The sequence below is a fragment of the Dickeya undicola genome, from assembly GCF_000784735.1.
Taxonomy (GTDB): Bacteria; Pseudomonadota; Gammaproteobacteria; order Enterobacterales; family Enterobacteriaceae; genus Dickeya; species Dickeya undicola.
On record NZ_JSYG01000009.1, the window covers coordinates 265,234 to 287,498 of the forward strand.

The 22,265-nt window shown below is 53.7% G+C and carries 22 protein-coding genes and 1 tRNA gene; 11 read left to right on the forward strand and 12 right to left on the reverse strand.

Translation table 11 applies throughout. From position 1 onward, the window contains the following. Positions 1 to 19: 19 nt before the first annotated feature. Positions 20 to 1,684, forward strand: a complete 1,665-nt coding sequence (gene cueO, locus OB87_RS05590) for a multicopper oxidase CueO (protein ID WP_033568438.1) — start codon at positions 20 to 22, stop codon at positions 1,682 to 1,684. 44 nt (positions 1,685 to 1,728) lie between these two features. Here cueO and OB87_RS05595 read toward each other — a convergent pair whose 3' ends face one another. Continuing rightward, positions 1,729 to 2,133: a winged helix-turn-helix transcriptional regulator gene (locus OB87_RS05595; protein WP_235425241.1), complete on the reverse strand. Its 405-nt coding sequence runs from the start codon at positions 2,131 to 2,133 to the stop codon at positions 1,729 to 1,731. A gap of 100 nt (positions 2,134 to 2,233) precedes the next feature. Here OB87_RS05595 and OB87_RS05600 point away from each other — a divergent pair, with 100 nt between their 5' ends. Beyond that, positions 2,234 to 3,346 (forward strand): NADH:flavin oxidoreductase, encoded by a 1,113-nt coding sequence (locus OB87_RS05600; protein WP_033568440.1) that lies wholly within the window; start codon positions 2,234 to 2,236, stop codon positions 3,344 to 3,346. Between the two features lie 50 nt (positions 3,347 to 3,396). On the opposite strand, the gene OB87_RS05605 is transcribed toward OB87_RS05600, so the two are convergent. The 4 genes from OB87_RS05605 to OB87_RS05620 form a co-directional block, all read right to left on the reverse strand. After that, positions 3,397 to 3,885 (reverse strand): NUDIX hydrolase, encoded by a 489-nt coding sequence (locus tag OB87_RS05605; RefSeq protein WP_033568441.1) that lies wholly within the window; start codon positions 3,883 to 3,885, stop codon positions 3,397 to 3,399. Between the two features lie 213 nt (positions 3,886 to 4,098). Further along, entirely contained in the window at positions 4,099 to 4,737 is a 639-nt protein-coding gene (locus OB87_RS05610; protein WP_033568442.1) for a ribonuclease T2 family protein, read from the reverse strand. A gap of 452 nt (positions 4,738 to 5,189) precedes the next feature. Beyond that, positions 5,190 to 5,795: a glutathione transferase GstA gene (gene gstA / locus OB87_RS05615; RefSeq protein WP_033568479.1), complete on the reverse strand. Its 606-nt coding sequence runs from the start codon at positions 5,793 to 5,795 to the stop codon at positions 5,190 to 5,192. A gap of 296 nt (positions 5,796 to 6,091) precedes the next feature. Next, positions 6,092 to 6,697, reverse strand: coding sequence for an NUDIX domain-containing protein (locus tag OB87_RS05620; protein WP_033568443.1), 606 nt, complete (start codon positions 6,695 to 6,697; stop codon positions 6,092 to 6,094). Positions 6,698 to 6,880: 183 nt separating this feature from the next. Between OB87_RS05620 and OB87_RS05625 the strand changes: the two genes are divergently transcribed. Then, positions 6,881 to 7,636 carry a DeoR/GlpR family DNA-binding transcription regulator gene (locus tag OB87_RS05625; RefSeq protein WP_033568444.1) on the forward strand — a complete coding sequence of 252 codons (756 nt, stop codon included), beginning with the start codon at positions 6,881 to 6,883 and terminating at the stop codon, positions 7,634 to 7,636. Between the two features lie 136 nt (positions 7,637 to 7,772). Here the strand turns inward: OB87_RS05625 and OB87_RS05630 are convergent, their stop codons facing one another. Beyond that, entirely contained in the window at positions 7,773 to 8,675 is a 903-nt protein-coding gene (locus OB87_RS05630; protein WP_033568445.1) for a DUF6414 family protein, read from the reverse strand. A 596-nt stretch (positions 8,676 to 9,271) separates the two neighbouring features. Next, positions 9,272 to 9,361, reverse strand: a tRNA-Ser gene (locus OB87_RS05635). Between the two features lie 272 nt (positions 9,362 to 9,633). On the opposite strand from OB87_RS05635, the gene OB87_RS05640 reads away from it, so the two are divergent. Then, a complete protein-coding gene (locus OB87_RS05640; protein ID WP_033568446.1) occupies positions 9,634 to 10,371 on the forward strand; it encodes a phosphatase in 738 nt (245 codons plus the stop codon). 46 nt (positions 10,372 to 10,417) lie between these two features. Continuing rightward, positions 10,418 to 10,993 carry a TorD/DmsD family molecular chaperone gene (locus OB87_RS05645; RefSeq protein ID WP_033568447.1) on the forward strand — a complete coding sequence of 192 codons (576 nt, stop codon included), beginning with the start codon at positions 10,418 to 10,420 and terminating at the stop codon, positions 10,991 to 10,993. A gap of 45 nt (positions 10,994 to 11,038) precedes the next feature. On the opposite strand, the gene OB87_RS05650 is transcribed toward OB87_RS05645, so the two are convergent. The 3 genes from OB87_RS05650 to mdtH all read right to left on the reverse strand — a co-directional run bounded on the left by OB87_RS05650 (position 11,039) and on the right by mdtH (position 13,782). Further along, positions 11,039 to 11,602, reverse strand: a complete 564-nt coding sequence (locus OB87_RS05650) for a lipoprotein (RefSeq protein ID WP_033568448.1) — start codon at positions 11,600 to 11,602, stop codon at positions 11,039 to 11,041. A gap of 134 nt (positions 11,603 to 11,736) precedes the next feature. Beyond that, complete coding sequence (grxB, locus tag OB87_RS05655) at positions 11,737 to 12,384, reverse strand: glutaredoxin 2 (protein WP_033568449.1); 648 nt, start codon at positions 12,382 to 12,384, stop codon at positions 11,737 to 11,739. 192 nt (positions 12,385 to 12,576) lie between these two features. Then, positions 12,577 to 13,782 carry a multidrug efflux MFS transporter MdtH gene (gene mdtH, locus OB87_RS05660; RefSeq protein WP_033568450.1) on the reverse strand — a complete coding sequence of 402 codons (1,206 nt, stop codon included), beginning with the start codon at positions 13,780 to 13,782 and terminating at the stop codon, positions 12,577 to 12,579. A gap of 309 nt (positions 13,783 to 14,091) precedes the next feature. Here mdtH and rimJ point away from each other — a divergent pair, with 309 nt between their 5' ends. The 3 genes from rimJ to OB87_RS05675 are packed head-to-tail and all read left to right on the forward strand — an operon-like array spanning position 14,092 to position 16,296. Further along, complete coding sequence (gene rimJ / locus OB87_RS05665; protein ID WP_033568451.1) at positions 14,092 to 14,676, forward strand: ribosomal protein S5-alanine N-acetyltransferase; 585 nt, start codon at positions 14,092 to 14,094, stop codon at positions 14,674 to 14,676. A gap of 24 nt (positions 14,677 to 14,700) precedes the next feature. Further along, positions 14,701 to 15,345: a YceH family protein gene (locus tag OB87_RS05670; protein ID WP_033568452.1), complete on the forward strand. Its 645-nt coding sequence runs from the start codon at positions 14,701 to 14,703 to the stop codon at positions 15,343 to 15,345. 36 nt (positions 15,346 to 15,381) lie between these two features. Further along, positions 15,382 to 16,296, forward strand: a complete 915-nt coding sequence (locus tag OB87_RS05675; RefSeq protein WP_033568453.1) for a Gfo/Idh/MocA family protein — start codon at positions 15,382 to 15,384, stop codon at positions 16,294 to 16,296. A 15-nt stretch (positions 16,297 to 16,311) separates the two neighbouring features. Here the strand turns inward: OB87_RS05675 and OB87_RS20820 are convergent, their stop codons facing one another. Further along, entirely contained in the window at positions 16,312 to 16,473 is a 162-nt protein-coding gene (locus tag OB87_RS20820) for a hypothetical protein (protein ID WP_161783611.1), read from the reverse strand. 30 nt (positions 16,474 to 16,503) lie between these two features. On the opposite strand from OB87_RS20820, the gene murJ reads away from it, so the two are divergent. Then, positions 16,504 to 18,039 carry a murein biosynthesis integral membrane protein MurJ gene (murJ, locus tag OB87_RS05680; RefSeq protein ID WP_033568454.1) on the forward strand — a complete coding sequence of 512 codons (1,536 nt, stop codon included), beginning with the start codon at positions 16,504 to 16,506 and terminating at the stop codon, positions 18,037 to 18,039. A gap of 120 nt (positions 18,040 to 18,159) precedes the next feature. On the opposite strand, the gene argS is transcribed toward murJ, so the two are convergent. Continuing rightward, entirely contained in the window at positions 18,160 to 19,890 is a 1,731-nt protein-coding gene (argS, locus tag OB87_RS05685) for an arginine--tRNA ligase (protein ID WP_033568455.1), read from the reverse strand. Between the two features lie 702 nt (positions 19,891 to 20,592). Between argS and OB87_RS05690 the strand changes: the two genes are divergently transcribed. After that, positions 20,593 to 21,165 (forward strand): VOC family protein, encoded by a 573-nt coding sequence (locus OB87_RS05690; RefSeq protein WP_033568456.1) that lies wholly within the window; start codon positions 20,593 to 20,595, stop codon positions 21,163 to 21,165. 202 nt (positions 21,166 to 21,367) lie between these two features. Then, entirely contained in the window at positions 21,368 to 22,132 is a 765-nt protein-coding gene (gene cutC, locus OB87_RS05695; protein ID WP_033568457.1) for a copper homeostasis protein CutC, read from the forward strand. Positions 22,133 to 22,265: the final 133 nt, after the last annotated feature.

The following is a 22,265-nucleotide window of genomic DNA, read 5'->3' on the forward strand; positions in this document are numbered from 1 at the left end:
CCACATGGAGGAGAGACGTATGCGTCGCCGCGAGTTTATCAAATTGAGCGCTATGCTGGGAGCGGCCAGTGCCTTGCCCTGGTGGAGCCGTTCCGCCAGGGCCGAAGAACGCCCGACTTTGCCGGTGCCGCCGCTGCTGGCACCGGATGCGGGCGGTAATATCGCCCTGACGTTGCAGACCGGCAATATGCGTTGGCTGGCTGGGCAGCAAACCGCTACCTGGGGCATTAACGGCGGATTTCTGGGGCCAGCGCTGCAACTTGAACAAGGGCAGGCGGTGACGCTTAATGTCACCAACACCCTACCTGAAACCACAACACTGCACTGGCACGGGATGGAAATTCCGGGTAATGCGGATGGTGGCCCACAGGCGGAGATCGCGCCGGGTAAAACCTGGACCGCCGCATTTCGGGTTGAGCAGCCAGCGGCGACAGCGTGGTTTCACCCACATACCCACGGGGTGACCGGCCGCCAGGTGGCGATGGGGCTGGGTGGCTTGATTTTGATTCAGGATGCCGCCAGCCGGGCATTATCGCTGCCGTCGCAATGGGGTGTGGATGATATTCCTCTGATCTTGCAGGACAAACGGCTGGATGCGAAAGGGCAAATTGATTATCAGCTGGATGTTATGTCGGCGGCGGTCGGCTGGTTTGGCGACTTGATGCTGAGCAACGGTGTGCGTTATCCACAACATGTCGCGCCACGCGGATGGTTGAGACTACGGGTATTGAACGGCTGTAACGCACGTTCGCTGACGCTGGCGGCCAGCGATGGGCGACCGTTGTATGTGATTGGCAGCGATGGTGGCCTGCTGGCGGAACCGGTGGCAGTGAACGCCCTGAACGTGCTGATGGGTGAACGTTTTGAGGTGCTGGTGGATGCGCGGGATGGCAAGGCGTTCGATGTGGTAACGCTACCGGTGACACAAATGGGAATGAGTGTGCCGCCGTTTGATCAGCCCTTGCCGGTATTACGCATTCAGCCGACCCTGCAACCCGGCACCGGCATACTGCCAGAAACGCTGGTGACACTACCGGCGTTGCCGTCAACCACAGGGCTGAAAACGCGTCAGCTACAGCTATCAATGGACCCGCAGCTCGACATGCTGGGGATGCAGGCGTTGATGCAGCGCTATGGCATGACAGCGATGGCAGGCATGAATATGGCGGGGCACGGCGCGATGCAGGGAATGTCGCATAGCGGTATGGGGATGTCGTCATCCGCGTCGCCCGGAATGCAGCACGGTGGCATGGGCATGAATCATGGCGACATGCCTCAAGGTGGAATGAATCACGGCGGTATGAACCATCAGGCGGGGCAGGCGTCGGCACCGTTGGATATCCTGTCCGCCAACCGTATCAATGGTGTAGCGTTCCAGATGGGCCAGCCCTTGTTTGATGTCCGACGTGGTGACGTCGAGGTGTGGAACATTTCCGGGCAAGGCGACATGATGCTGCATCCCTTCCATATTCACGGCACCCGTTTTCGCATTCTGTCCGAAAATGGCAAACCTCCCGCCGCACACCGGCGTGGCTGGAAAGACATTGTGCACGTGGAAGGCGCTCGCAGCGAGGTACTGGTGCAGTTTAATCATCCGGCACCTAAAGAACGGGCATTTATGGCGCATTGTCATCTGCTGGAGCATGAAGACACCGGCATGATGATGTCGTTTACTGTGTCCTGACCCGGCTCGCTTGAAAGGCGATGTCCACGCACTGATGCCGTTATTTAGGCGTAGCTGTCGGACATCGCTTTGTTTTGCTCTTCCTGCCGTTGGTCAAAGACTTCCCGCGCCCGCGCCACCTGCGGCAGATATTCCACCGTCCAGTGATAAAGCGCCTGAAAGGGCTCCTTCAAGGTGTGCCCGAGTGGCGTGATGTGGTATTCCACGGCAATCGGTGAGAACGTCAACACCCGCCGCTCCACAATGCCGTTGCGTTCCAGCTTGCGCAGACATTGTGTTAGCGCTTTTTGCGTAATGCCTTCCAGACTGCGTTTTATTTCGTTAAATCGTAACGGTTTCTCGCATAACGCACCCAGCACCAGCACCGACCATTTATCGGCGATCTGTTCCAGCAGAAAACGGCTGGGGCAGTTGGCATGAGAGAACGGGGCGATGCAGGGTTTCAGCATAGTGGTTTCCTTTAGGCTACCTGGTAGCATTCGTGTGCCTGATTGACACCAAGTTTACATTGTATACCATCACGAGTTCATGCCCAAGGAGATGAGTAACATGGCTAATACTGAAGTGCTGTTTCGTCCTTTTACGCTAAAAACGCTGGAATTAAAAAACCGTATCGTGATGGCACCGATGACCCGGAGCTTCGCGCCGGAAGGCATTCCGGGTGATGATATTGCCGCCTATTATCGCCGTCGGGCGGAAGGCGAGGTCGGCCTGATTCTGTCTGAAGGCACGGTAGTAGACCGCCCCGGTTCACGTAATCATCCTGGTATTCCGTTTTTCCACGGCGAACGCGCGCTGAATGGCTGGCAGAAAGTGATTAACGAAGTTCACGCCGCAGGCGGCAAAATGGGGCCGCAGATATGGCATGTCGGTTCGGCACCGCTTAACGGCGTAGAGTGGGAGCCGGATTACATCGAAAGCCCGTCCGGCTTGTTCTCGCCAGAGGTCGAACGCGGTCATGCTATGACCGATGAAGATATCGCCGATACCATTTCCGCCTTTGGCCGCGCCGCTGCTGATGCGAAACGCCTGGGGTTTGATACCTTGGAACTGCACGGTGCACACGGCTACCTGATCGACCAATTTTTCTGGGGCGGCACCAATCAGCGCACCGATGCGTTCGGTGGTGCGACGGTTAAACAACGCGCGCGGTTTGCTGCTGAGGTGGTGAAGAGTGTTCGCGAAGCGGTAGGGCCGGATTTCCCGCTGATCCTGCGCGTCAGCCAGTGGAAACAGCAAGATTACAGCGCCCGTCTCGCACCGACCCCGCTGGCGCTGGAAGACTGGCTGGCACCGCTGGTATCCGCCGGTGTGGATATTCTGCATTGTTCTCAGCGTCGTTTCTGGGAACCGGAATTCCCGGATGTGGATGGTGAAAACGGTTTGAACTTTGCTGGTTGGGCTAAGAAAGTGACCGGTGCCGCCACGATCAGTGTGGGTTCCGTCGGGCTGTCGGATGAGTTCTTCGGTGCTTTTGCCGGTAAAGGCGCTAGCCCGGCCAGCCTCGATAAGCTGCTGGAGCGCATGGCGCGTGATGAGTTTGATTTGATCGCGGTAGGGCGTGCGCTGCTGACCGATCCAAACTGGGCTGCCAAAGTTCATCAGCAGAAACTGGAAACCCTTAAAGGGTTCGAGCCTGCTTCCCTCGGCGAGCTGGTGTAAGTATTACCTGGCCCCGGCTTGCCGGGGTCATGGCTTGCTGTTATCGCGGTTTATAGCATCCGAATCGCGGCGTTGACGACAAAGCGGCTCTCTTCACTGATCGGGCAGTCTTCCGGAATATCCGCAGGTTGACGCACAATCTGCCACGCATCGTGCGCGTGTTCATTCAAACACACGTCCTCCTGCATCACATCGACCAGAAAGTTCCACTGACGAACCTTTTCATCCGCTGGCGTCAGATAATCGAAAAAACCCAGATAATGACGGATATAGCGTAACCGCAGACCGGTTTCTTCCTGTAACTCTCGCATCAGCGTGGCAAGCAGGTTGTGGTCGCCAGGCTCGCGGCTACCGCCGGGGATCTCCCAGTGGCCGGGTAACAATGTATCGTTGGCGCTACGGCGCACCAGCAGAATCCCGCCACGGAATGCGACTGCGGCAGCCATGGTCTGACGGGTAATCCCTTCCTGCTGCGCCTGAAATTCAAACTGGCACAACATCCTGGTGTAGGTGCTGTCCTGGGGTGAAAACAAAAACATGCTGTGTACCTGCACTGGGGTGAATAGGGTATGTCCAGCCGGTCATGCTAACGATCTCGGATGACAGTGATATTTCACAGTCAGAATAAATACAATTGAAATCTTTACAAAAGTAAATATTGTTATTCAATGTATCTACATTAATTGACATAAGCCCGCCATCAGACGGGCTAAAAGAGGCACGCTACCTTGTGATAGACGCAGGATTGCAGGTTAACGCACGTTAGGAACACGGATGTTACCGTCGCGACACTGCGTTTTTACCGCTTTGCCACAGGACTGGAAGTTCAGGTTTTTGTCCATGCAGACGCGGATTTCAGACAGCTCCGCACCACTGCAAATGGCGACAATACTCTCTTGCGGCAGAGCCGGATTACTCTGGTGAAACGCTGTCAGAATCTGTTGCGCTGTCAGTTGTAGTGGCTTAGTTGGTGCCTGGAAACTGGCCGGGATTTTTACCTTGGTCAGCGCATTATCTGCCGTTTGCAGGTAACCGTTCGCCCCCAGCCCGCTACAGGTGCCGTGCTTGCTCCACTCGTGGGTGAGTAACGCATCAGTGGGGAACAGGGTATTGCCGTATTTGCGCTCCTGCGCGGTCAACGCGGTGATGGGGGGGCAGTCCTGCGGCCAACCGCCATTGGTATATTGCGGCCATAAACCGTGCAACACAAAGCCATATCCTTTGGTGCACTGTTCATTATTGGCGTGAGTCAGGCAGAACGTGGGTGACCAGGATAAGGTCAGCAGATAGTAATCAAAAACACCCGCCTGGCCTTTGGCCTGAACGGCGGGACTGGACATGACACCAATAGCCAGCAGCAATCCTGCCAGTAATGAACTTATTTTCTTCATAACCCTCTCCTGTCGTGCATTTCTGTGTTTCAGGCACGCATTATCGCGCCCAAATTGTGCTGATGTACGCATCCAGATGTGATGAACACACACCCGATACGGATAAATAACCAATGACTTTTGCCATTGTGTTTATTTTTCAAAATTTAATTGGGGAATTAATAACCAAAACCTGTGCGATAACCGCTGACAGGTGTAATAGTGTATGAATATAAAAGCGCAAAATGTCAATTTTCAGAAAGGTTTTTATTAAAAAAGTATTTTTAATTAATGGGTTAGCGAGCTGCGAATGTAAGAGAAAATGTGCAATGGACTGCCTTTCTAAAAAACAAAGCCGTGTAATAATCGAGACGAAATAAATAAGAATGACAAGTAATTCTTTAGCTAATTATTATTTTTCGCCGTTGGGTGAAGAAAAGAACATGTGCGCGATACGCGCACATGAATAAGCATTAGTCGCGGTGTTCCGCTGCCAGTGTCGCTTTTACTGCGGGGCGTTCGGCGATGCGCGCCATATAGGCGTTAAGCGCGTTCAGAGCGGTCAGATCAATACCGACGTAACCAGCCCAGCGCGTCACGGTGAACAGGTAGGCGTCCGCTACACTGAAACTGTCGCCGCAAAACCAGGGCTGCGTGCTCAGGCGTTGGTTAATTCGGTTAAACAGGGTGTGCAGACGCTCACGCGCCGTGGCCTGCGTACTTTCGTGCGTATTCGGGCGAAAGAGCGGCGAGAAGGATTTGTGCAGTTCGGAACTGATGAAGTTCAGGGCTTCTTGCAACTGGTAGCGGCCCAACGTGCCATTCTCCGGTGCCAGTGCCTTGGCAGGAGCCTGATCAGCCAGATATTGCAGGATGGCGACGCCTTCACTCAGGCGAGCACCGTTTTCCAGCTCCAGTAACGGCACTTGCCCGGCGGCATGGATGTGGTAGTAATCGGTGCCGTCTTCCAGCGTATGCGTGGCAAGGTTCACGGGGAGTGCGGTAAACGGCAGTCCAGATTCGTGCAGAATGATATGAGAAGCCATGGAGCAGGCACCGGGGGAGTAATACAGTTTCATCATGATGATTCAGTCATCCACTATTACGTTCAGGATTATATACCCGTCATACTTCAAGTTGCAGATGCGTTGGCTTTCCTCGCTCACCCTAGTCACTTACCTGAGTAAGCTCCTGGGGATTCTCTGCGTCGCCGCATTACAAGGCTCATTCTGAGCCTTGCCCTAAAGGGCCAACGCGTTGCGTTGTTCAACACGCGAGCGTGTTGTCCTGCAACTCGAATTATTTTGGGTATATTCAGGGGAGCGGCGAGTGATTACACTCGCCGAAAAACTTATCAAATTTCAGTAAATTGGCATTAACGCTTTGTGCCGTCGAACGGCAGGCAGCGATGCAATGCGACGTATTGCACCAGCATGATGGTTTTGGCGTCCATAATGGTGCCATCATCAATCGCCGCCAATGCCTGCGGCAGAGTCATTTCCAGTGTTTCGACGTCTTCGCCCTCATCCTTCACGCCGCCCCCCGTGCTGATACGGGAATGGTCATCGTATTCGCCCAGAAAGAAATAGAGCTTTTCCGTTACTGAACCGGGGCTCATGTACGACTCCATCACCTTACGGACATTACATACCCGGTAGCCGGTTTCCTCTTCTGCTTCGGCGCGAATGCGCACCTCGGGTTCTGCGTGGTCGAGCAAACCGGCGGCGGCTTCAATCAGCATTCCATCGTGTCCGTTGACAAACACGGGGAAGCGAAACTGGCGAGTCAGCAGTAGCGTCTGTTTTTGGCGATGGTATAGCAGGATGACAGCACCGTTGCCGCGATCATAGGTTTCCCGGCTCTGCCGTTGCCAGGTGCCATCCCGGCGCAGAAAGTCAAAGGTGGTTTTTTTCAGCAAATACCAGTCGTTAGCCAATACAACACTGTCGATAATGCGTATCCGTTCTTGTGTGGCAAGCATCATGACTCTCCTGAACAAGTAGTGAGCAGTTATCCTAGCGTAACTTTTCGTGCACTATCAAATAATATCATGCGATTTCGTGCAGTTTATCGCGCGGAAAATACCGAAAATAACGATGAGGCGTGCAAAAACAGGCAGTTTCAAGTAAAAGGAGTGATGCCACGGACTTATTCGGAGAACACCATGCTGACCACGCAGCGTAAACAGCGAATTCTGGAACAACTGGCCGCCGAAGGGCAGGTGCTGGCGAAACAATTGAGCGAGGCATTTGGCGTATCGGAAGATACCATCCGGCGTGATTTGCGGGAGCTGGCCAGCGAGGGCCGATTGCAGCGGGTACACGGCGGCGCGCTGCCTGCGTCGGGCACGGTGGTCAGCTTTGAAGCGCGCAGCCGAATGGCGACAGGTGCCAAGCATCAGCTGGCGCGGGCTGCGGCCGCCATGATTCTGCCGGGGCAGGTGGTGATGATCGACGGCGGCACCACCAGCGGCGAGCTGGTGAAATCTCTGCCGCTTTCGCTGGCCGCTACGGTGGTGACCCACAGCCCGAGCGTGGCGGTGGCGCTGGTAAACCATCCCGGCATTGAGGTGGTGTTGATTGGGGGTCGCCTTTACAAGCATTCACTGGTCGCGGTAGGTGCTGCGGCGGTGGAAGCATTGGCAACGATCCGCGCCGATGTCTTTTTTATGGGCGTGACCGGCGTACATCCGCAAGCGGGGTTCAGCACCGGCGATCTGGAAGAAGCGTATATCAAACGGGCGCTGGCGGCGCGCGCGGCGGAAACGGTGGTCATGGCGACGCAGGATAAGCTGAATGTCGCCTCCCGCTATGCGATTGGCGAACTCACCATGGCCAGCACGCTGATTGTGGAATCTACGGTGCCCGATGAAGTGACCGCGCCTTTTGTACAGGCGGGGGTGAGTGTGGTTCGGGCTTAGGCTCGGTAATAATACATATTGCCGGAATCACCCCATCGCGTTATCGTGGCGGAAGACAGGTGTATAATTGTTGCTGAATTTACCTTGTTGTGACTGATAATAGTGAGTTTATGTCTATAATCAATTCCATAGTATGCTAAATACAAATAGACATAGCCATAATTCGAACAGCAGGCCCTGGCAATGAGAGTTGACAAATTTGCTGAGCGATCTGACGAGCTTCCCCCATATTTTCCCTATATTTCTCGATACTACTACTCACTGCGACGAGTTTCTCTACAATCTGTAAAGCAGATGACAATACTGTTCTTTGAACAAGGCTGATACTTTCTTTCTCATTCACGTGTCTGGATATTCGGCCGATGACCTTAAATTTTCCGTCAGTAAGCTTAGCTTTAACAGAAAGTGGCTCCATATCGTTTACATCGATATCAACAACCCCGATTTGTCTACCTGTTTGTGGTTCTACCATTATCATTTCAAGCTGCCCGGATTTCAGATAGTCATTCTCTAATTCAGACAGGACGTTGGTAATTAGCTGCTCGTATTTTACGAGTTCAATCTTCATGGTTTTGGTAAATACTTTAGGATTGAACTTGTCACCAAAGTTTTGAAGTAACTGAAAAATCAGGGGGGATGCAACTTTCAAAGATTCGATGATTGAATAAAAGTCAATCGGTTTAAGAATAACGTTCATCTCTACATAATGTTCATAACTGTTCACTGATGCTAAGTCTTGAGGTCTTTCCAAATGTTTACTTTCGCTGAGTGCATCAATTAAAGACATATGTAGTCCACCAAGTGTATAGCGCCTTGCAGTTTTTGTTGCTATTACTTTCTCTTTCTGCAGATCTGCGGATACAGAAATTGGTGATAAAAGGTCTTGTAGAAATTTGAATCCAAGGTTAAGGTTACTTTTCTTCTTTGATGTGTCCCCTTCCGAAACTTCAGTTTCCATTGCAACGCCTTTAAATACGTATGCGGCACAATTTAGAACCATTTTTTCGTTTAAGTACACCGGCTCAACATAGAAATTCATAAGGATACCTATAGCTTTAACTGGGTTAATATATTTTGTCTAAGAGTGGGCTGCTTTTTTACAATTAGCTTAATAGTGCTCATCTTTATTTATGGAGATAAAAGATTTGATTAGTAAAATAAATTTATATTGTCAATTTCTGGAGTGACTTTTATTTTTCAAAAAATATAGTGAGAGAGTGATAATATATATAACACTGCCTCTCTTATTTAGAAATAAATAATCAACAGGGATTCTTTAGTGCCTGCTATGATATTTAATTTTTTATGGTATATCAAATTCTTATTTTTGGCAAAAGATATTGTTTGGTCAGGATAGCGGTGATTATTACCCTGCGGCAGCTATTTGTTTTGGTTCATCACTAACTTCGAGTAACTCAATGTTTTGCTTTGATTCGTTGATGATTTGGTCTGGAGGAACTCTGTCGAGTTAGCCCGGTCGGGATTGACTCGCGCGTTGCGCTCGCCCTGCGGGCCGCCTGCGGCGGTCCAAAACGGCAAGCCGTTTTGTCGAACCCTGTCGAGGCTTCTCATCCGTCCCGTCACCGGTTAAAAACAAAAACCCCAGACGAAAGTCTGGGGTTTTTGTTTTTAATCTGGCGGTGAGGGAGGGATTCGAACCCTCGATACGTTTTCACGTATACACACTTTCCAGGCGTGCTCCTTCAGCCACTCGGACACCTCACCGGATCGTCGCCGTCAGGGGCAACGGGGCGCTACTCTAGGGAAAATCCGCAGCAGCGTCAACACACTTCTTTCATAAAAACGTGCGTTTAGCCAAACTTAGCGCAATATGCTGCTTTACTCGCCAGTTCGTGTTGTTGACCGCGGGTTCGGGCGTGCAACGCGGCGGCGTATGTTTCAGTTCTGTTAATTTGCGCTTGTCGTGCCGACGCCTCGGCTGTGTCGGTGCGGGATAAATGCTATGCTGGCTTATCAATGCCGAGTCAGGAGAAACCATGTATCCCGTCGATTTACACATGCACACCGTCGCCAGTACCCACGCCTACAGCACCCTGCATGACTACGTGGCTGAAGCCAAAGCCAAACAGATCCGCCTGTTTGCGATTACCGATCACGGCCCGGATATGGCGGATGCACCGCATTACTGGCACTTCATCAATATGCGCGTCTGGCCGCGCGTTGTGGACGGTATCGGCATCCTGCGTGGCATTGAAGCCAACATCAAGAATCTGGCGGGCGATATTGATTGTACCGGGCCGATGCTGGACTGCATGGACCTGATTATCGCCGGTTTCCACGAGCCGGTGTTTCCTCCGCAGGACCGCGATACCCATACCGAAGCGATGATTGCTGCGATGGCACAAGGCTCGGTGCATATCATTAGTCATCCCGGCAACCCGAAGTTCCCGATCAATATCCGTGCGGTGGCGCAAGCTGCTGCCAAATATAATGTGGCGCTGGAACTGAATAATTCGTCTTTTACCCATTCCCGTAAGGGGAGCGAGGCGAATTGCCGTGCGGTTGCTGAAGCGGTGCGCGATGCTGGCGGTTATCTGGCGCTGGGGTCGGATTCGCATATCGCCTGGGCGCTGGGTGAATTTCCGCATTGTGAACGTATCATGCGGGACGTTGATTTTCCGCAGGATCGCGTGTTGAATGTCAGCCCGCGCCGGGTGCTGGATTTTCTGGAACTGCGCGGTAAGCCCGCGATTCCGGAGTTTGCGGATTTGTGACGTTGTCACCTAAACACGCTGTTATGTCTTTTTACAGGTTGATAAAATGAACGAATTTTCCGTCGTGTGCCGTATTCTCGGCACGCTGTTTAACCGCCCGCCGCAGGATCCGCTGTTGGCTCCGCTCTTTAATCTGATTGCGCAAGGCAAGCTGGCGCAACAATGGCCGCTGGCGCAGGATGAACTGATGGCGCGCTGGCAACGCAGCGTTGATTTGTCGGCGATGAGCGCGGATTATGACGCATTATTTGGCGCGCAGCCGTCGGTGCCGCCGCATCGTTCCAGTTGGGACCCGGCAGAACAAGAGGCCGACGTGCGTGCGTTTTTACAACAGCGTGGTATGCCGTTGGGCGATGCCCCCGTGGACCATTTCGGTGCTTTGTTGCTAGCGGCGTCCTGGCTGGAAGATCAAGCTCAGGAAGACGAAATCGCCGCGCAGTCGGCATTTTTTGACCGTTATCTGCTGACGTGGAGTGATCGTTTTCTGGGTAAGGTGGAAAGCCATGCCACTACCGCGTTTTATCGCACGCTGGCGATCATTTGCCGTGAAGCGCTGGAAGCAATGCGGGATGAGCTGGCGGAAGACGACGAAGAGCCGGATGACGAGGCGTCTGAACAGTAAAAAGCAGGTGGCGAATGCCACCCGTTTGTTTCTTATTGGTCAACATTAGTCGGTCAACATGATCACCAGTTGACCGGGTTTCACTTCGATGCCTTTGGCCAGTTTCTTCGCCAGTGCTTCTTTGTTGCTGTGCTCAGGGTTCAGCACGTAAGCGGGTTTCTGGTCAAAGTAGCTTTTCAGCGACTGATTCAGGTAGGGCGTCAGCGTTTGCAACACCGTTTGTAATTTCTCCGGTTGCACACTGTAATCCACCAGTTCCATGTCTTTCAGATAGATGGCGCCCTGGTCCTTGTTGAACACCGGCTGGGCTTTCAGCGTCAGTTTCATGTCGGCCTGCTGTTTACCCAGCAATGAGCTGATATCGACCTTGGCGTTGCCGCTCAGCGTCACTTTGCCGGGCTCTGCACGGCCAATCTGGCTGGTCAGTTCGGTCAGCGTAATTTGTGCATCCAGCACGCCGGGAACGCCCAGTTGCTTCTGGTAGTCATTATGCTGTTGTAAATACTGATTGATTTCCTGCTCGCTCAGGCTGTATTGCGCTAACTGGTTGCAACCGCTTACCAGCAGTGTTCCCAACAACGCCAGAGCGGCCAGTCCCGATTTTTTCATTGTTATAACCTCTTGTTCTACATAATTTCCCTCGCCGGGCGAGGAATGTCGGCAGGGTGCGTTATTCCGGTAATATCGCCAATCGGAATAGGCCTAAACGCCACCGTCAGCCAACAGTGACAGCGGCACAAGGGTTATTGCGCCTGCTCGATCAGCAAATCGATATCGGCATTCTGGGACAGCGTGTTGCAGTAGGCCGCAACGGCCGGTGGGACATTGACATCAGCGACGATGGTCAGTGAGCGCAGCAGAGCGAACAGATTGATGTCATCCAGCGACAGCGTACCGTTGCACGCCTGTGGCGCAACAATCAGCGGCACCAGTGCTTGCAGGTCACCTTCCAGTTGGCTAATCAAGGTGGTCGTCTGGTTGAAGTGCTCATCGAAGCTGCCGATTTGCCCCTCTTTTTTGTGAATAAAGTAGTTACGACCGGCGTCAGTGGCGAACTCTTCAAAGTCGGCACGGGAGAAACGCGGAATCAGCAGGCGCGGCGCGTATTCATATACCTTGCGGATCCAGGCGTCGATGGCCGGGTTGACAGGGCCGGTCAGCACCGGTTTGCCGTCCAGGGCGTCGACGTATTTCACGATATCCAGACTTTCCGGCATATAGCTGCCGTCATCTTTTTGCAGAATCGGCACCATTTTCTGACCCACCATCGAAATCGGCGTGGCTTCGTCCTCGTTGGACAATACGCGTAATTCCACCGGCAACTGCTTCAGGCCGAAAATCATGCGTGCCTTCACGCAGAAAGGACAATGCTCATAGACAAACAGTTTCATACCGGAACTCCTTGGGTTGAGTGGCGTCGTATCAGACGCTACCGTGATCATGATGTCGTGCGGAATTATCCATGCTCAGTGCGGGCTCGTCCATGAGCAATCTACGTTGTAGCAAGGCACGCCGCAATCGTTGGAAATCGAAGATAAAAGCGGGGCGGTGATAGCGCCCCGTGGGATGACAGGAAAAAAGGATCAGTGCTCGCTCAGCATGGCGGGTTCGATACGTTTTAGGTGGAACTGCCAATACAGTGTCGCCAGGGTCAACATGCCGATGATGCCCAACATGCACCAGGGTAAGGCCGGTTGGCCGAGCGCTTTTCCGGTATCGAACAACCAGCCACCACCGCTGTAGCCGAGTGCGCCGCCCAGCGCCAGGCCCATGCGGCTGAACCCCATATAGCTGCCGCGGGCGCGGGCGTCGGCCAGTGATGCGCCCAGCGTTTCCCGTGCCGGTTCGGCGATGATGGAACCAATGTAAAATAGCCCGATCAAACTCAGCAGCCATTGCAGGCTGGTGACCATACCCATCGGAATCAGGCTCAGGGTCATGATGAATAACCCGAACATCAGCCGCTGTTCCAGGCGGAAGCGTTTTTCGCTCCAGCGAGCGATGGGGTACAACAGCGTTAGCGATAACGTGGCTTCAATGGCGTACATCCATTTCACCGCCGATGGTGTTCCCGCCAGCTCGTTCACCATGATCGGCATCATCAACAGTACCTGTACGCCCAGCATGAAGTAACCGGTCAGCGTCAGTACGTAGACGACAAAGCGACGATCACGCATTACCCGCATCATTCCTTCACGAATCGGCGTGCGAATGGTGGAAATGCGGTAGGCGGGCAGCAGCAGGGCGTTCAATGCCGCCGCCAGCACGAAGACTGCTGCGCCTGCCCAGCACACCACCGAGAAGTTGTACTGCATCAGCCAGCTACCGATCAGCGCACCGATCACCGCACCAGCGTTATCCTGCATCATTAACAGCGAAAAAAAGCGGCTGCGCTCATGTGGCCGGGTCAGTTTGATGACCATCGCGTTACGTGGGGGTTCAAACAGCGTGCCGCCCAGTGCCGATAGCACGCAGGAGAGCATCAGCATCAGTGGTGTTGTCGCCAGCGCCATGAACACGAAACCGGAGGCGCGCAGTAACATACCGGTGACGATCATCGGCTTGGCACCGAAGCGGTCAGCGATGGCACCGCCAAAAATGCCGAGCCCTTGCTGAGTGAATTGACGCAGGCCAAGTGCTATCCCGACCGTCAGCGCCGCCCAGCCCATCTGGTCGACAAAACGAATGGAAATCAACGGAAATACCACGAAAAAACCCAATACCACCAGCATGTTATCCAGCAGTAGAAAATATTTACCCAGGCTGCGGGCCTGCGTCATCAATGACATGTTTCACCACGAGGAAAAGAAGAAAGGATGCAACCTGTTTATTCTCTCGCCGATCGAGCTTTTGCGATAGGGGATCCTGCTAATAAATTTTTTTATCGTTCAATTGTTATCTGACGGGCAGTTTGAGAAAAAAAATCAGTATGACGTGTCGATTGTGCAATAACTCGGCGGTCATGATTTTACGCTATGGAATTTATGTGGTTATAGTAAGCGCTATTGGTGATTTATCCTGATAGGCGGCCGTCGAGTCGGCGTTGACCGCATCAATAAAATTTATTCATCGACAATCCGTCACCTGAGGGGGAAGGCATGTTTGGCTATCGCTCAACGACACCCAGGGTCCGTCTGACCACGGATCGGCTGGTGGTCCGTCTGGCGCACGAACGCGATGCCTGGCGTCTGGCTGAGTATTACGCGGAAAACCGTGATTTTTTGAAACCCTGGGAGCCGGTACGCGACGCCAGCCACTGTTACCCTTCTGGCTGGCAGGCGAGACTGAGCGTGATCTGCGATATGCACAAGCAGGGTAGCGCTTACTATTTTTTGCTGCTGGACCCGGATGAAAACGAAGTGCGGGGTGTCGCCAACTTCAGCAACGTGCTGCGCGGTTCTTTTCACGCCTGTTACCTTGGCTATTCGCTGGGTGAAAAATGGCAAGGGCAAGGGATGATGTATGAGGCGTTGCAGTCGGCGCTGCGCTACATGCAGCGTCAGCAACATATGCATCGCATCATGGCTAATTATATGCCGCACAATCAGCGCAGCGGCAACCTACTGGCCCGGCTCGGGTTTGAAAAGGAAGGTTATGCCAAAAACTACCTGTTGATCGACGGCAAGTGGCAGGACCACGTGCTGACCGCCCTGACCAATAATGAATGGACGCCGATGCGCTGAGCATACGGTTAATGAGGATGAGCCATGAAATACCAACTGACGCCCCGCGAAGCGCGGATAATCGGGTGCCTACTGGAAAAACAGGTGACCACCCCAGAACAGTACCCGATGTCCCTGAACGGCTTGACCGCCGCCTGTAATCAGAAAACCAACCGCGAGCCGGTGATGGACCTGACCGAAAGTGAGGTGCAGCAAACGCTGGACCTGTTGGTCAAGCGGCATTTTCTGCGCACGGTCAGCGGTTTTGGCAACCGGGTAATGAAGTATGAACACCGTTTCTGCAACTCCGAATTCGGCGACCTGAAGTTTTCGACAGCCGAAGTGGCGCTGGTGACGACGTTGCTGCTGCGCGGTGCACAGACGCCGGGCGAGCTTCGTACCCGAGCTGCTCGCTTACATGACTTTGCCGATATGGAGGAGGTGGAAAATGTGTTGCAGCAACTGCAACAGCGCGAGGACGGGCCGTTTGTGGCGAGACTGGCACGGGAGCCGGGCAAGCGTGAAAGCCGATTCATGCATCTGTTCAGCGGTGAGGTAGCGGATGTTACGCCCTCTGAACCTGTCGATGAGCCTGCTGAAGGCGGGCTGGCCGCACGGGTTTGCGCACTGGAAAACGAGGTCGCCGAGTTACGGGCGCAGTTAGCCGATTTACAGGCGCGCCTTGCCTGACGGCAGCCTGGTGCAACTGTTACCGGGAGCGAGAGCATGAAATCATTACGTATCGGTGTCGCCGGGTTGGGCGACATTGCCCGCAAAGCCTATTTGCCTATCTTGTCACACGCCGAGCACTGGCAACTGGTGGGTGCCTGGTCGCCGGGGCAGGAACGGGCCCGACCGCTGTGTCAGCAGTATCGTATGCCTTGCTTTTCCTCTTTGGAGGCGTTGAGCAGCCAGTGTGATGCGGTGTTTGTGCACAGCAGTACCGCCAGTCATTACGAGGTTGTCAAAGCGTTGCTACTGGCAGGCAAACACGTCTATGTGGACAAGCCGCTGGCGGAAACGCTGGCCCAGGCGGAAGCGCTGGTGGCGTTGGCGGCCAGCCGTAATCTGCTGTTGATGGTGGGGTTCAACCGTCGTTTTGCGCCGCTTTATCAACGGCTCCGGCAACTGCGGCCTTTGCCTGACAGCCTGCGCGTGGAAAAACACCGCATCGATAATATCGGGCCACATCCGCTGGCGTTTACGTTGTTGGATGATTATCTGCACGTGGTAGACACCGCCTTGTGGCTGGCGGACGCACCGGCCGCGTTGTGTGGTGGCGTGCTACGTTGCAACCCGCAAGGGCAACTGATTTATGCCGAACACCAGTTCCAGACGGATCATGGCGTGATTACCACCAGTATGCATCGTCAAGCCGGTAGTCAGCGCGAAAGTGTGCAATGCGTCAATGATGGCGGCTGGTATCAGGTGGATAACCTGCGGGAGTGGCGTGAAGAGCGCGGCGGCACGGTGTCGCTGCATCCGGCGCCGTCCTGGCAGAGTACGTTGGAACAGCGTGGTTTTGCAGGCGCGGTGCGGCATTTTATTGACGCGGTGGTTGCGCACACGCCGCCGTTAACCTCCGGCGATCAGGCGTTGCACGCGCAACGGGTGATCGAGATGTTGTTGAGAAAACGCTGAAAAAAGCGGCGACCATCAGGTATCCGTGTGGCTATTGGCGGTGCAATCGACTAGGCTGTGTGCCGCGATAGCTGCGGCGGCGTTACAGTCCAGACCCAGTACTTCTGTTATCGGCTCGGGCATCGCGGGCGGTTTGGCCGCCGTGGGCATGGTGGGCGAGCCGATTTTCCCCGCCATCTCTCTCTTTCCCATAGTCAGAATAATCGAATGAATCTACTGAAATCACTGGCTGCGGTCAGTTCCATGACCATGCTTTCTCGTGTACTGGGGTTTGTGCGTGATGCGCTTGTCGCCCGCGTGTTCGGTGCCGGTATGGCGACCGACGCGTTTTTTGTGGCGTTCAAATTGCCGAATCTGTTGCGGCGTATTTTTGCCGAAGGCGCGTTTTCACAAGCGTTTGTGCCCATCCTGGCGGAGTACAAGAGCCAGCAGGGCGAGGAGGCGACGCGCACCTTCCTGGCCTATGTATCCGGGATGTTGACGCTGGTATTGGCGCTGGTGACGGTGGCCGGGATGCTGGCCGCGCCCTGGGTGATTATGGTGACGGCTCCGGGGTTTGCTTCAACACCGGAACGCTTTGAGCTGACGTCGGCGCTGTTGCGAATTACCTTTCCCTATATTTTGCTGATTTCGCTCACATCAATGGCGGGGTCGGTGCTGAATACCTGGAACCGTTTTTCGGTGCCCGCGTTTGCGCCGACGTTACTGAACATTAGCATGATTGGTTTTTCGTTGCTGGCGGCTCGTTGGTTTAATCCGCCGGTGATGGCGCTGGGTTGGGCGGTGGTGGTAGGCGGCGTGCTGCAATTGGGCTACCAACTGCCGCACCTGAAGAAGATCGGTATGCTGGTGTTGCCACGCATCAAGTTCCGTGACCCCAGTGTCAGCCGGGTGATGAAGCTGATGGCACCGGCGATCCTCGGTGTGTCGGTCAGCCAGATTTCACTGATCATCAATACCATTTTTGCGTCGTTCCTCAGCCAGGGGGCCGTATCCTGGATGTACTACGCCGACCGGCTGATGGAGTTTCCCTCCGGCGTGCTGGGCGTGGCGCTGGGGACAATTCTGCTGCCGTCGCTGTCGAAAAGTGTCGCCAGTGGTGATCAGCAAGAGTATTCCCGGCTGCTGGATTGGGGGCTGCGGCTCTGTTTTCTGCTGGCGTTGCCCGCTACGGTCGCGCTGGGGCTGCTGGCGAAGCCGCTGACCGTGGCATTGTTTCAATACGGTAAATTCAGCGCTTTCGACGCGTTGATGACGCAACGTGCGCTGGTCGCTTACTCGATTGGGTTGATGGGGCTGATTCTGGTAAAGGTGCTGGTGCCGGGGTTTTACGCGCGGCAGGATATTAAAACGCCGGTGAAAATCGGTCTGGCAACGCTGGTGATGACCCAACTGATGAACCTGATATTCATCGGCCCGCTGCAACATGCCGGGTTGTCGCTGTCGATTGGTCTTGCGTCCTGTATCAACGCCGGGTTGTTATTCTGGCAGTTGCGTCGTCAGCGTATTTTTGAGCCCCAGCAGGGGTGGACCGCGTTTCTAAGCAAGCTGGTGGTTGCGGTCATTGTGATGTCGCTGGTTCTGGTCGCCTTGTGCCTGTGGATGCCGCCGTGGGATCAGGGCAACATGACCTTACGGTTGTTGCGCTTGTCAGCAGTGGTTGTTGCCGGTGCCAGCAGTTATTTTGCCATGCTAGCCTTGCTGGGTTTTCGCCCGAAGGACTTCTCCCGCCGTAGTATTTGATGCCTTTATTCCGGAGGCTTGATTGCACCTGAATGGATGACGTTTGAGCGGTGCGGGTAGAAAAAAGCCAGTCAGTTGTTTAACTGACTGGCTTTTTTAGTGCGATGTAGGCGTGGTGGGTTACATCTTCTCGACGGTTTGGATGCCGAGCGTATCCAGGCCGGTTTTCAGTGTTTTGGCGGTCAGCAACGCCAGTTTGAGTCGGCTTTGGCGCGCGCTGTCACTGTCAGCGTTGAGGATCGGGCAGTTTTCGTAAAAACCGGAGAACAACCCGGCCAGATCGTACAGGTACGCGCACATCACATGCGGCGTGCCGTCGCGGGCCACCGTGGTAACGGTTTCTTCGAACTGCAACAGACGGGTCGCCAGTGCTTGTTCATGCTCAGCGGTCAGCGTAATCGGCTGTGTCAGACTGGCTTCTTCCACCCCGGCGCGTTTAAAGATGGACGAGACGCGGGTGTAGGCATACTGCATATAGGGCGCGGTATTGCCTTCAAACGCCAGCATGTTATCCCAATCGAAGATGTAGTCGGTGGTGCGATTTTTCGACAGGTCGGCGTATTTGACCGCACCTACCGAGACGACCTGAGCCAATTGTTCCAGCTCGGTGCGATCCATCTCCGGGTTTTTGCCGACAATCAGCGCCAGCGCGCGCTCATAGGCTTCATCCAGCAGTTCGGACAGCTTGATTGTACCGCCCGCACGAGTTTTAAACGGCTTGCCGTCTTTACCCAGCATCATGCCGAACATGTGATGTTCCAGGCTGACGGACTCTGGTACATAACCGGCCTTACGCACAATACTCCAGGCTTGCATCAGGTGTTGATGCTGGCGGGAGTCGATATAGTACAGCACACGGTTGGCACCCAGCTTTTCATAACGGTATTTGGCGCAGGCGATATCGGTGGTGGTATAAAGGTAGCCGCCATCCTTCTTCTGGATGATGACACCCATCGGTTCGCCTTCTTTGTTTTTGTACTCGTCCAGATAGACTACGATGGCACCTTCACTTTCCACCGCCAGCCCTTTGGCTTTCAGGTCGGCGACGATTTCCGGCAGCATGGCGTTGTAGAGGCTTTCGCCCATGACATCATTCTGGGTCAGCGACACGTTAAGGCGGTTATAGCTATGCTGGTTCTGGACCATGGTGATATCCACCAACTTGCGCCACATCGAGCGACAGTACTCATCACCGCTTTGCAATTTAACGACGTAACCGCGGGCGCGTTCAGCGAAGACGGCATCGTCGTCGTAGTGTTTTTTCGCTTCACGGTAGAACGCTTCCAGGTCCGCCAGTTCCAGATCGCTGGTGTTGTCGTTTTGCACATCTTCCAGATGCGCAATCAGCATACCGAATTGGGTGCCCCAGTCGCCGACGTGGTTAGCGCGAATCACGTGATGACCGAGGAATTCCAAGGTACGAACGGCGGCGTCACCAATGATGGTCGAGCGCAGGTTGCCAACGTGCATCTCTTTAGCCACGTTGGGGGCCGAGTAATCCACAACGATAGTTTGCGGTTCAACGGCGGCAACGCCCAGCTTCGGTGCGCTCAGCGCGTGTTCCAACTGGCCGGATAGCCACTGAGGGTCGAGAAAAATATTGATGAAACCGGGACCGGCAATTTCCGTTTTAGCTGCAATGCCATCCAGTTGCAGCGTCTGTACAACTTTCTCGGCAAGCTGGCGTGGGGGCATACCCAATTTCTTGGCGGCCGCCATGATACCATTTGCCTGATAATCACCAAATTGCGCTTTTGCTGACTGGCGAACCATTGCTTCGCTGTCAGCGGGCGCGCCCGCCGCAATCATTGCCTGATGGACTTTTTCTGAAAGAAGAGCCTGAATATTCACCGGTTTACCCTAAATGACGAATCAAGCCTTTCTTTATACCATATTTGGGCTGTGTAGTCAGCAGAGCACCATGACAAGCGCCCCTGGCGGGGCGTCAATAAAAATAAAGCAATGCGTCTGATAATGCGGCGAGATGACTGCTGCCATTATCAATAATAAATTTTAAGATTAAAAGCGCGGCTTTCCGGCAAGCCTGAATAGCGGAGAGGGGGTATTAATAAAAATTTAACGTCGTTTGTGCCGACGGTCCGTGCTCAGTCGCGTGCTCTGCATCGTTTTAAAATGACGGAACAGTGAATAACCGGCAATGACAACTAGCATAGAGAAGGTTATTAGCAACATGGTAAATGCCCTTTGGTCATTTAGTGGAGGTTGGGTAGTTTCGAAGTTATCCGTTTTTTGTTTATTTCTCAATGTTACAGAGGATATTTAAGAATACTCTCATCGGGTTTTTAAATTCATTTAAAATCAATGTATTGTAATTTTTTATTATATTCCTGTCATTTTGTTAACAGTATTTGTTGTTATTATTCTTTGATTGAAATGAAGTTTGTCCACAGTTGCAAATAATGGCATGAAAAGACAAGTATGCCCGGCTAATGCCAGCACAGTATGATACCTATCTCGTAAAAAGATGGAGGTTATTTCTGTCTATGTTAAATTAGACTGGATAAACTATTTATTCAGGTTAATGAGGAAATAATGACCGCTTTGTTACCGTCGATGCTTCCCCCCTCCTTAATGAATGACCTTTCCCGTTTTGAAACCGAACTTCAGCAACTCGCCCAGCAGCTCGAACTTGACCTTGGTGCGTTTGAGGCCGACCACATTTCTCTGCGTTGTCATCAGAATAGCACGGCGGAGCAATGGCGTACGGCGCTGCTGGCTTGCGGGTCATTGCTGTCGGAAAACATGATCAACGGTCGGCCTATCTGTTTGTTTACCCTTCATCAACCACTCGCAGTGGGGCCGTGGCAGATTGATTGCGTAGAGCTGCCGTGGCCAGGGAGTCAGCATTATCCGCACGAAGGGTGGGAGCACGTGGAATTGGTATTGCCTGGTGATCCGGCGACGTTACATCCTCGTGCATTGGCCTGCCTGCCAGATGCGGCGTTGACCACTCCCGGTATTAAACTGAAATTCAGTCACCCTCAGGGGGCGTCAGAACGCCTGCCTAATCCAACGCTGGCAGTAACTAACGGACGCGTCACACTGAAATTTCATCCCTACCGCATTCAGGAGATCGTAGCCAGCGAACAGTTGGCAGGTCAGTAGGTTAGCGTAGCTACTTAAATTGTGTGGCATGTCATATTCCAGGCGCAAATCCTGTCGCCAGTGTGACACGCCTCTCCCCGCCGCTGGCAAGGGAGTGCCAGTATTAGGAGTGCCTCTTGTCAGCATTTGATGATGAGCGGGCAATGCTTTCGGAAATGCGTGTTTTTTCCGGTTTCGTTATTTCTTTATAAGGGAGGCGGGTATGCCAATGCTGGAGGTCTGCTGCTATAGCCTGGATTGCGCGCTGACGGCGCAGCAGGCGGGGGCGGATCGGATAGAGCTTTGTGCCGCGCAACGTGAAGGTGGTCTGACGCCTGGGTATGGCGTATTACGACAGGCACGTGAAACGATCTCCATTCCTGTCCACCCGATGGTTCGCCCGCGTGGTGGGGATTTTTGTTACAGCCAGCAGGAATTTACCGCGATGCTGTACGACATCGACCAGATCAGGTCGATGGGATTTCCAGGATTAGTCGTAGGCGTACTGGATGAGGAAGGCCATATTGATATGGCGCGTATGCGGCAGGTTATGGCGCGGTGCGAAGGGCTAGCCGTCACATTTCACCGCGCGTTCGACATGTGTCTGAACCCACGCCTGGCGCTGAATCAGCTGGCGGATTTAGGTATTGCCCGCGTGTTGACCTCCGGCCAGCAGCAAAGCGCCGAAAATGGGTTAACGCTGTTGCGGGAACTTAATGCGGTCAGTTGTGGTCCAATCATCATGGCTGGTGCGGGCGTCAGGCTGACCAACTTGCACAAATTCCGCGCCAGTGGGATTCAGGAATTACACACCTCGGCAGGGCAATGGTTGCCATCGCCGATGCGTTATCGCAAGTTGGGCGTTACGCTTTGTTCCGAAACGGATATGGATGAATTCCAGCACTATTGTGTTGATGGTGATGTGGTGGCGGCGATGAAGAACGCGTTGAGCCCGGAACCGGCTCCCTCCGCGATATCCACCTCCTAGATTGTGCCTGCACGGGGCATTAGCTCTGTCTGGCATCCCTCATGCCCTTTGCCGCGCAGCATTCCCTTTATCGGTTTGCTTGCGAGTACCAGGCCCCGACGCCTTGTCGGGGCTTTTTTGTCTATAGAAAACC

Excerpts from the sequence above, each read along its gene's own strand:
- OB87_RS05630 (WP_033568445.1), bottom strand. The coding sequence starts at position 8,675 with ATGAATTTCTATGTTGAGCCGGTGTACTTAAACGAAAAAATGGTTCTA.
- OB87_RS05595 (WP_235425241.1), bottom strand. The coding sequence starts at position 2,133 with ATGCTGAAACCCTGCATCGCCCCGTTCTCTCATGCCAACTGCCCCAGC.
- OB87_RS05640 (WP_033568446.1), top strand. The coding sequence starts at position 9,634 with ATGTATCCCGTCGATTTACACATGCACACCGTCGCCAGTACCCACGCC.
- OB87_RS05675 (WP_033568453.1), top strand. The coding sequence starts at position 15,382 with ATGAAATCATTACGTATCGGTGTCGCCGGGTTGGGCGACATTGCCCGC.
- mdtH (WP_033568450.1), bottom strand. The coding sequence starts at position 13,782 with ATGTCATTGATGACGCAGGCCCGCAGCCTGGGTAAATATTTTCTACTG.
- OB87_RS05610 (WP_033568442.1), bottom strand. The coding sequence starts at position 4,737 with ATGAAGAAAATAAGTTCATTACTGGCAGGATTGCTGCTGGCTATTGGT.
- rimJ (WP_033568451.1), top strand. The coding sequence starts at position 14,092 with ATGTTTGGCTATCGCTCAACGACACCCAGGGTCCGTCTGACCACGGAT.
- OB87_RS20820 (WP_161783611.1), bottom strand. The coding sequence starts at position 16,473 with ATGGCGGGGAAAATCGGCTCGCCCACCATGCCCACGGCGGCCAAACCG.
- gstA (WP_033568479.1), bottom strand. The coding sequence starts at position 5,795 with ATGAAACTGTATTACTCCCCCGGTGCCTGCTCCATGGCTTCTCATATC.
- OB87_RS05645 (WP_033568447.1), top strand. The coding sequence starts at position 10,418 with ATGAACGAATTTTCCGTCGTGTGCCGTATTCTCGGCACGCTGTTTAAC.
- OB87_RS05605 (WP_033568441.1), bottom strand. The coding sequence starts at position 3,885 with ATGTTTTTGTTTTCACCCCAGGACAGCACCTACACCAGGATGTTGTGC.
- cutC (WP_033568457.1), top strand. The coding sequence starts at position 21,368 with ATGCCAATGCTGGAGGTCTGCTGCTATAGCCTGGATTGCGCGCTGACG.
- OB87_RS05690 (WP_033568456.1), top strand. The coding sequence starts at position 20,593 with ATGACCGCTTTGTTACCGTCGATGCTTCCCCCCTCCTTAATGAATGAC.
- OB87_RS05650 (WP_033568448.1), bottom strand. The coding sequence starts at position 11,602 with ATGAAAAAATCGGGACTGGCCGCTCTGGCGTTGTTGGGAACACTGCTG.
- OB87_RS05670 (WP_033568452.1), top strand. The coding sequence starts at position 14,701 with ATGAAATACCAACTGACGCCCCGCGAAGCGCGGATAATCGGGTGCCTA.
- murJ (WP_033568454.1), top strand. The coding sequence starts at position 16,504 with ATGAATCTACTGAAATCACTGGCTGCGGTCAGTTCCATGACCATGCTT.
- OB87_RS05620 (WP_033568443.1), bottom strand. The coding sequence starts at position 6,697 with ATGCTTGCCACACAAGAACGGATACGCATTATCGACAGTGTTGTATTG.
- grxB (WP_033568449.1), bottom strand. The coding sequence starts at position 12,384 with ATGAAACTGTTTGTCTATGAGCATTGTCCTTTCTGCGTGAAGGCACGC.
- OB87_RS05625 (WP_033568444.1), top strand. The coding sequence starts at position 6,881 with ATGCTGACCACGCAGCGTAAACAGCGAATTCTGGAACAACTGGCCGCC.
- cueO (WP_033568438.1), top strand. The coding sequence starts at position 20 with ATGCGTCGCCGCGAGTTTATCAAATTGAGCGCTATGCTGGGAGCGGCC.
- OB87_RS05600 (WP_033568440.1), top strand. The coding sequence starts at position 2,234 with ATGGCTAATACTGAAGTGCTGTTTCGTCCTTTTACGCTAAAAACGCTG.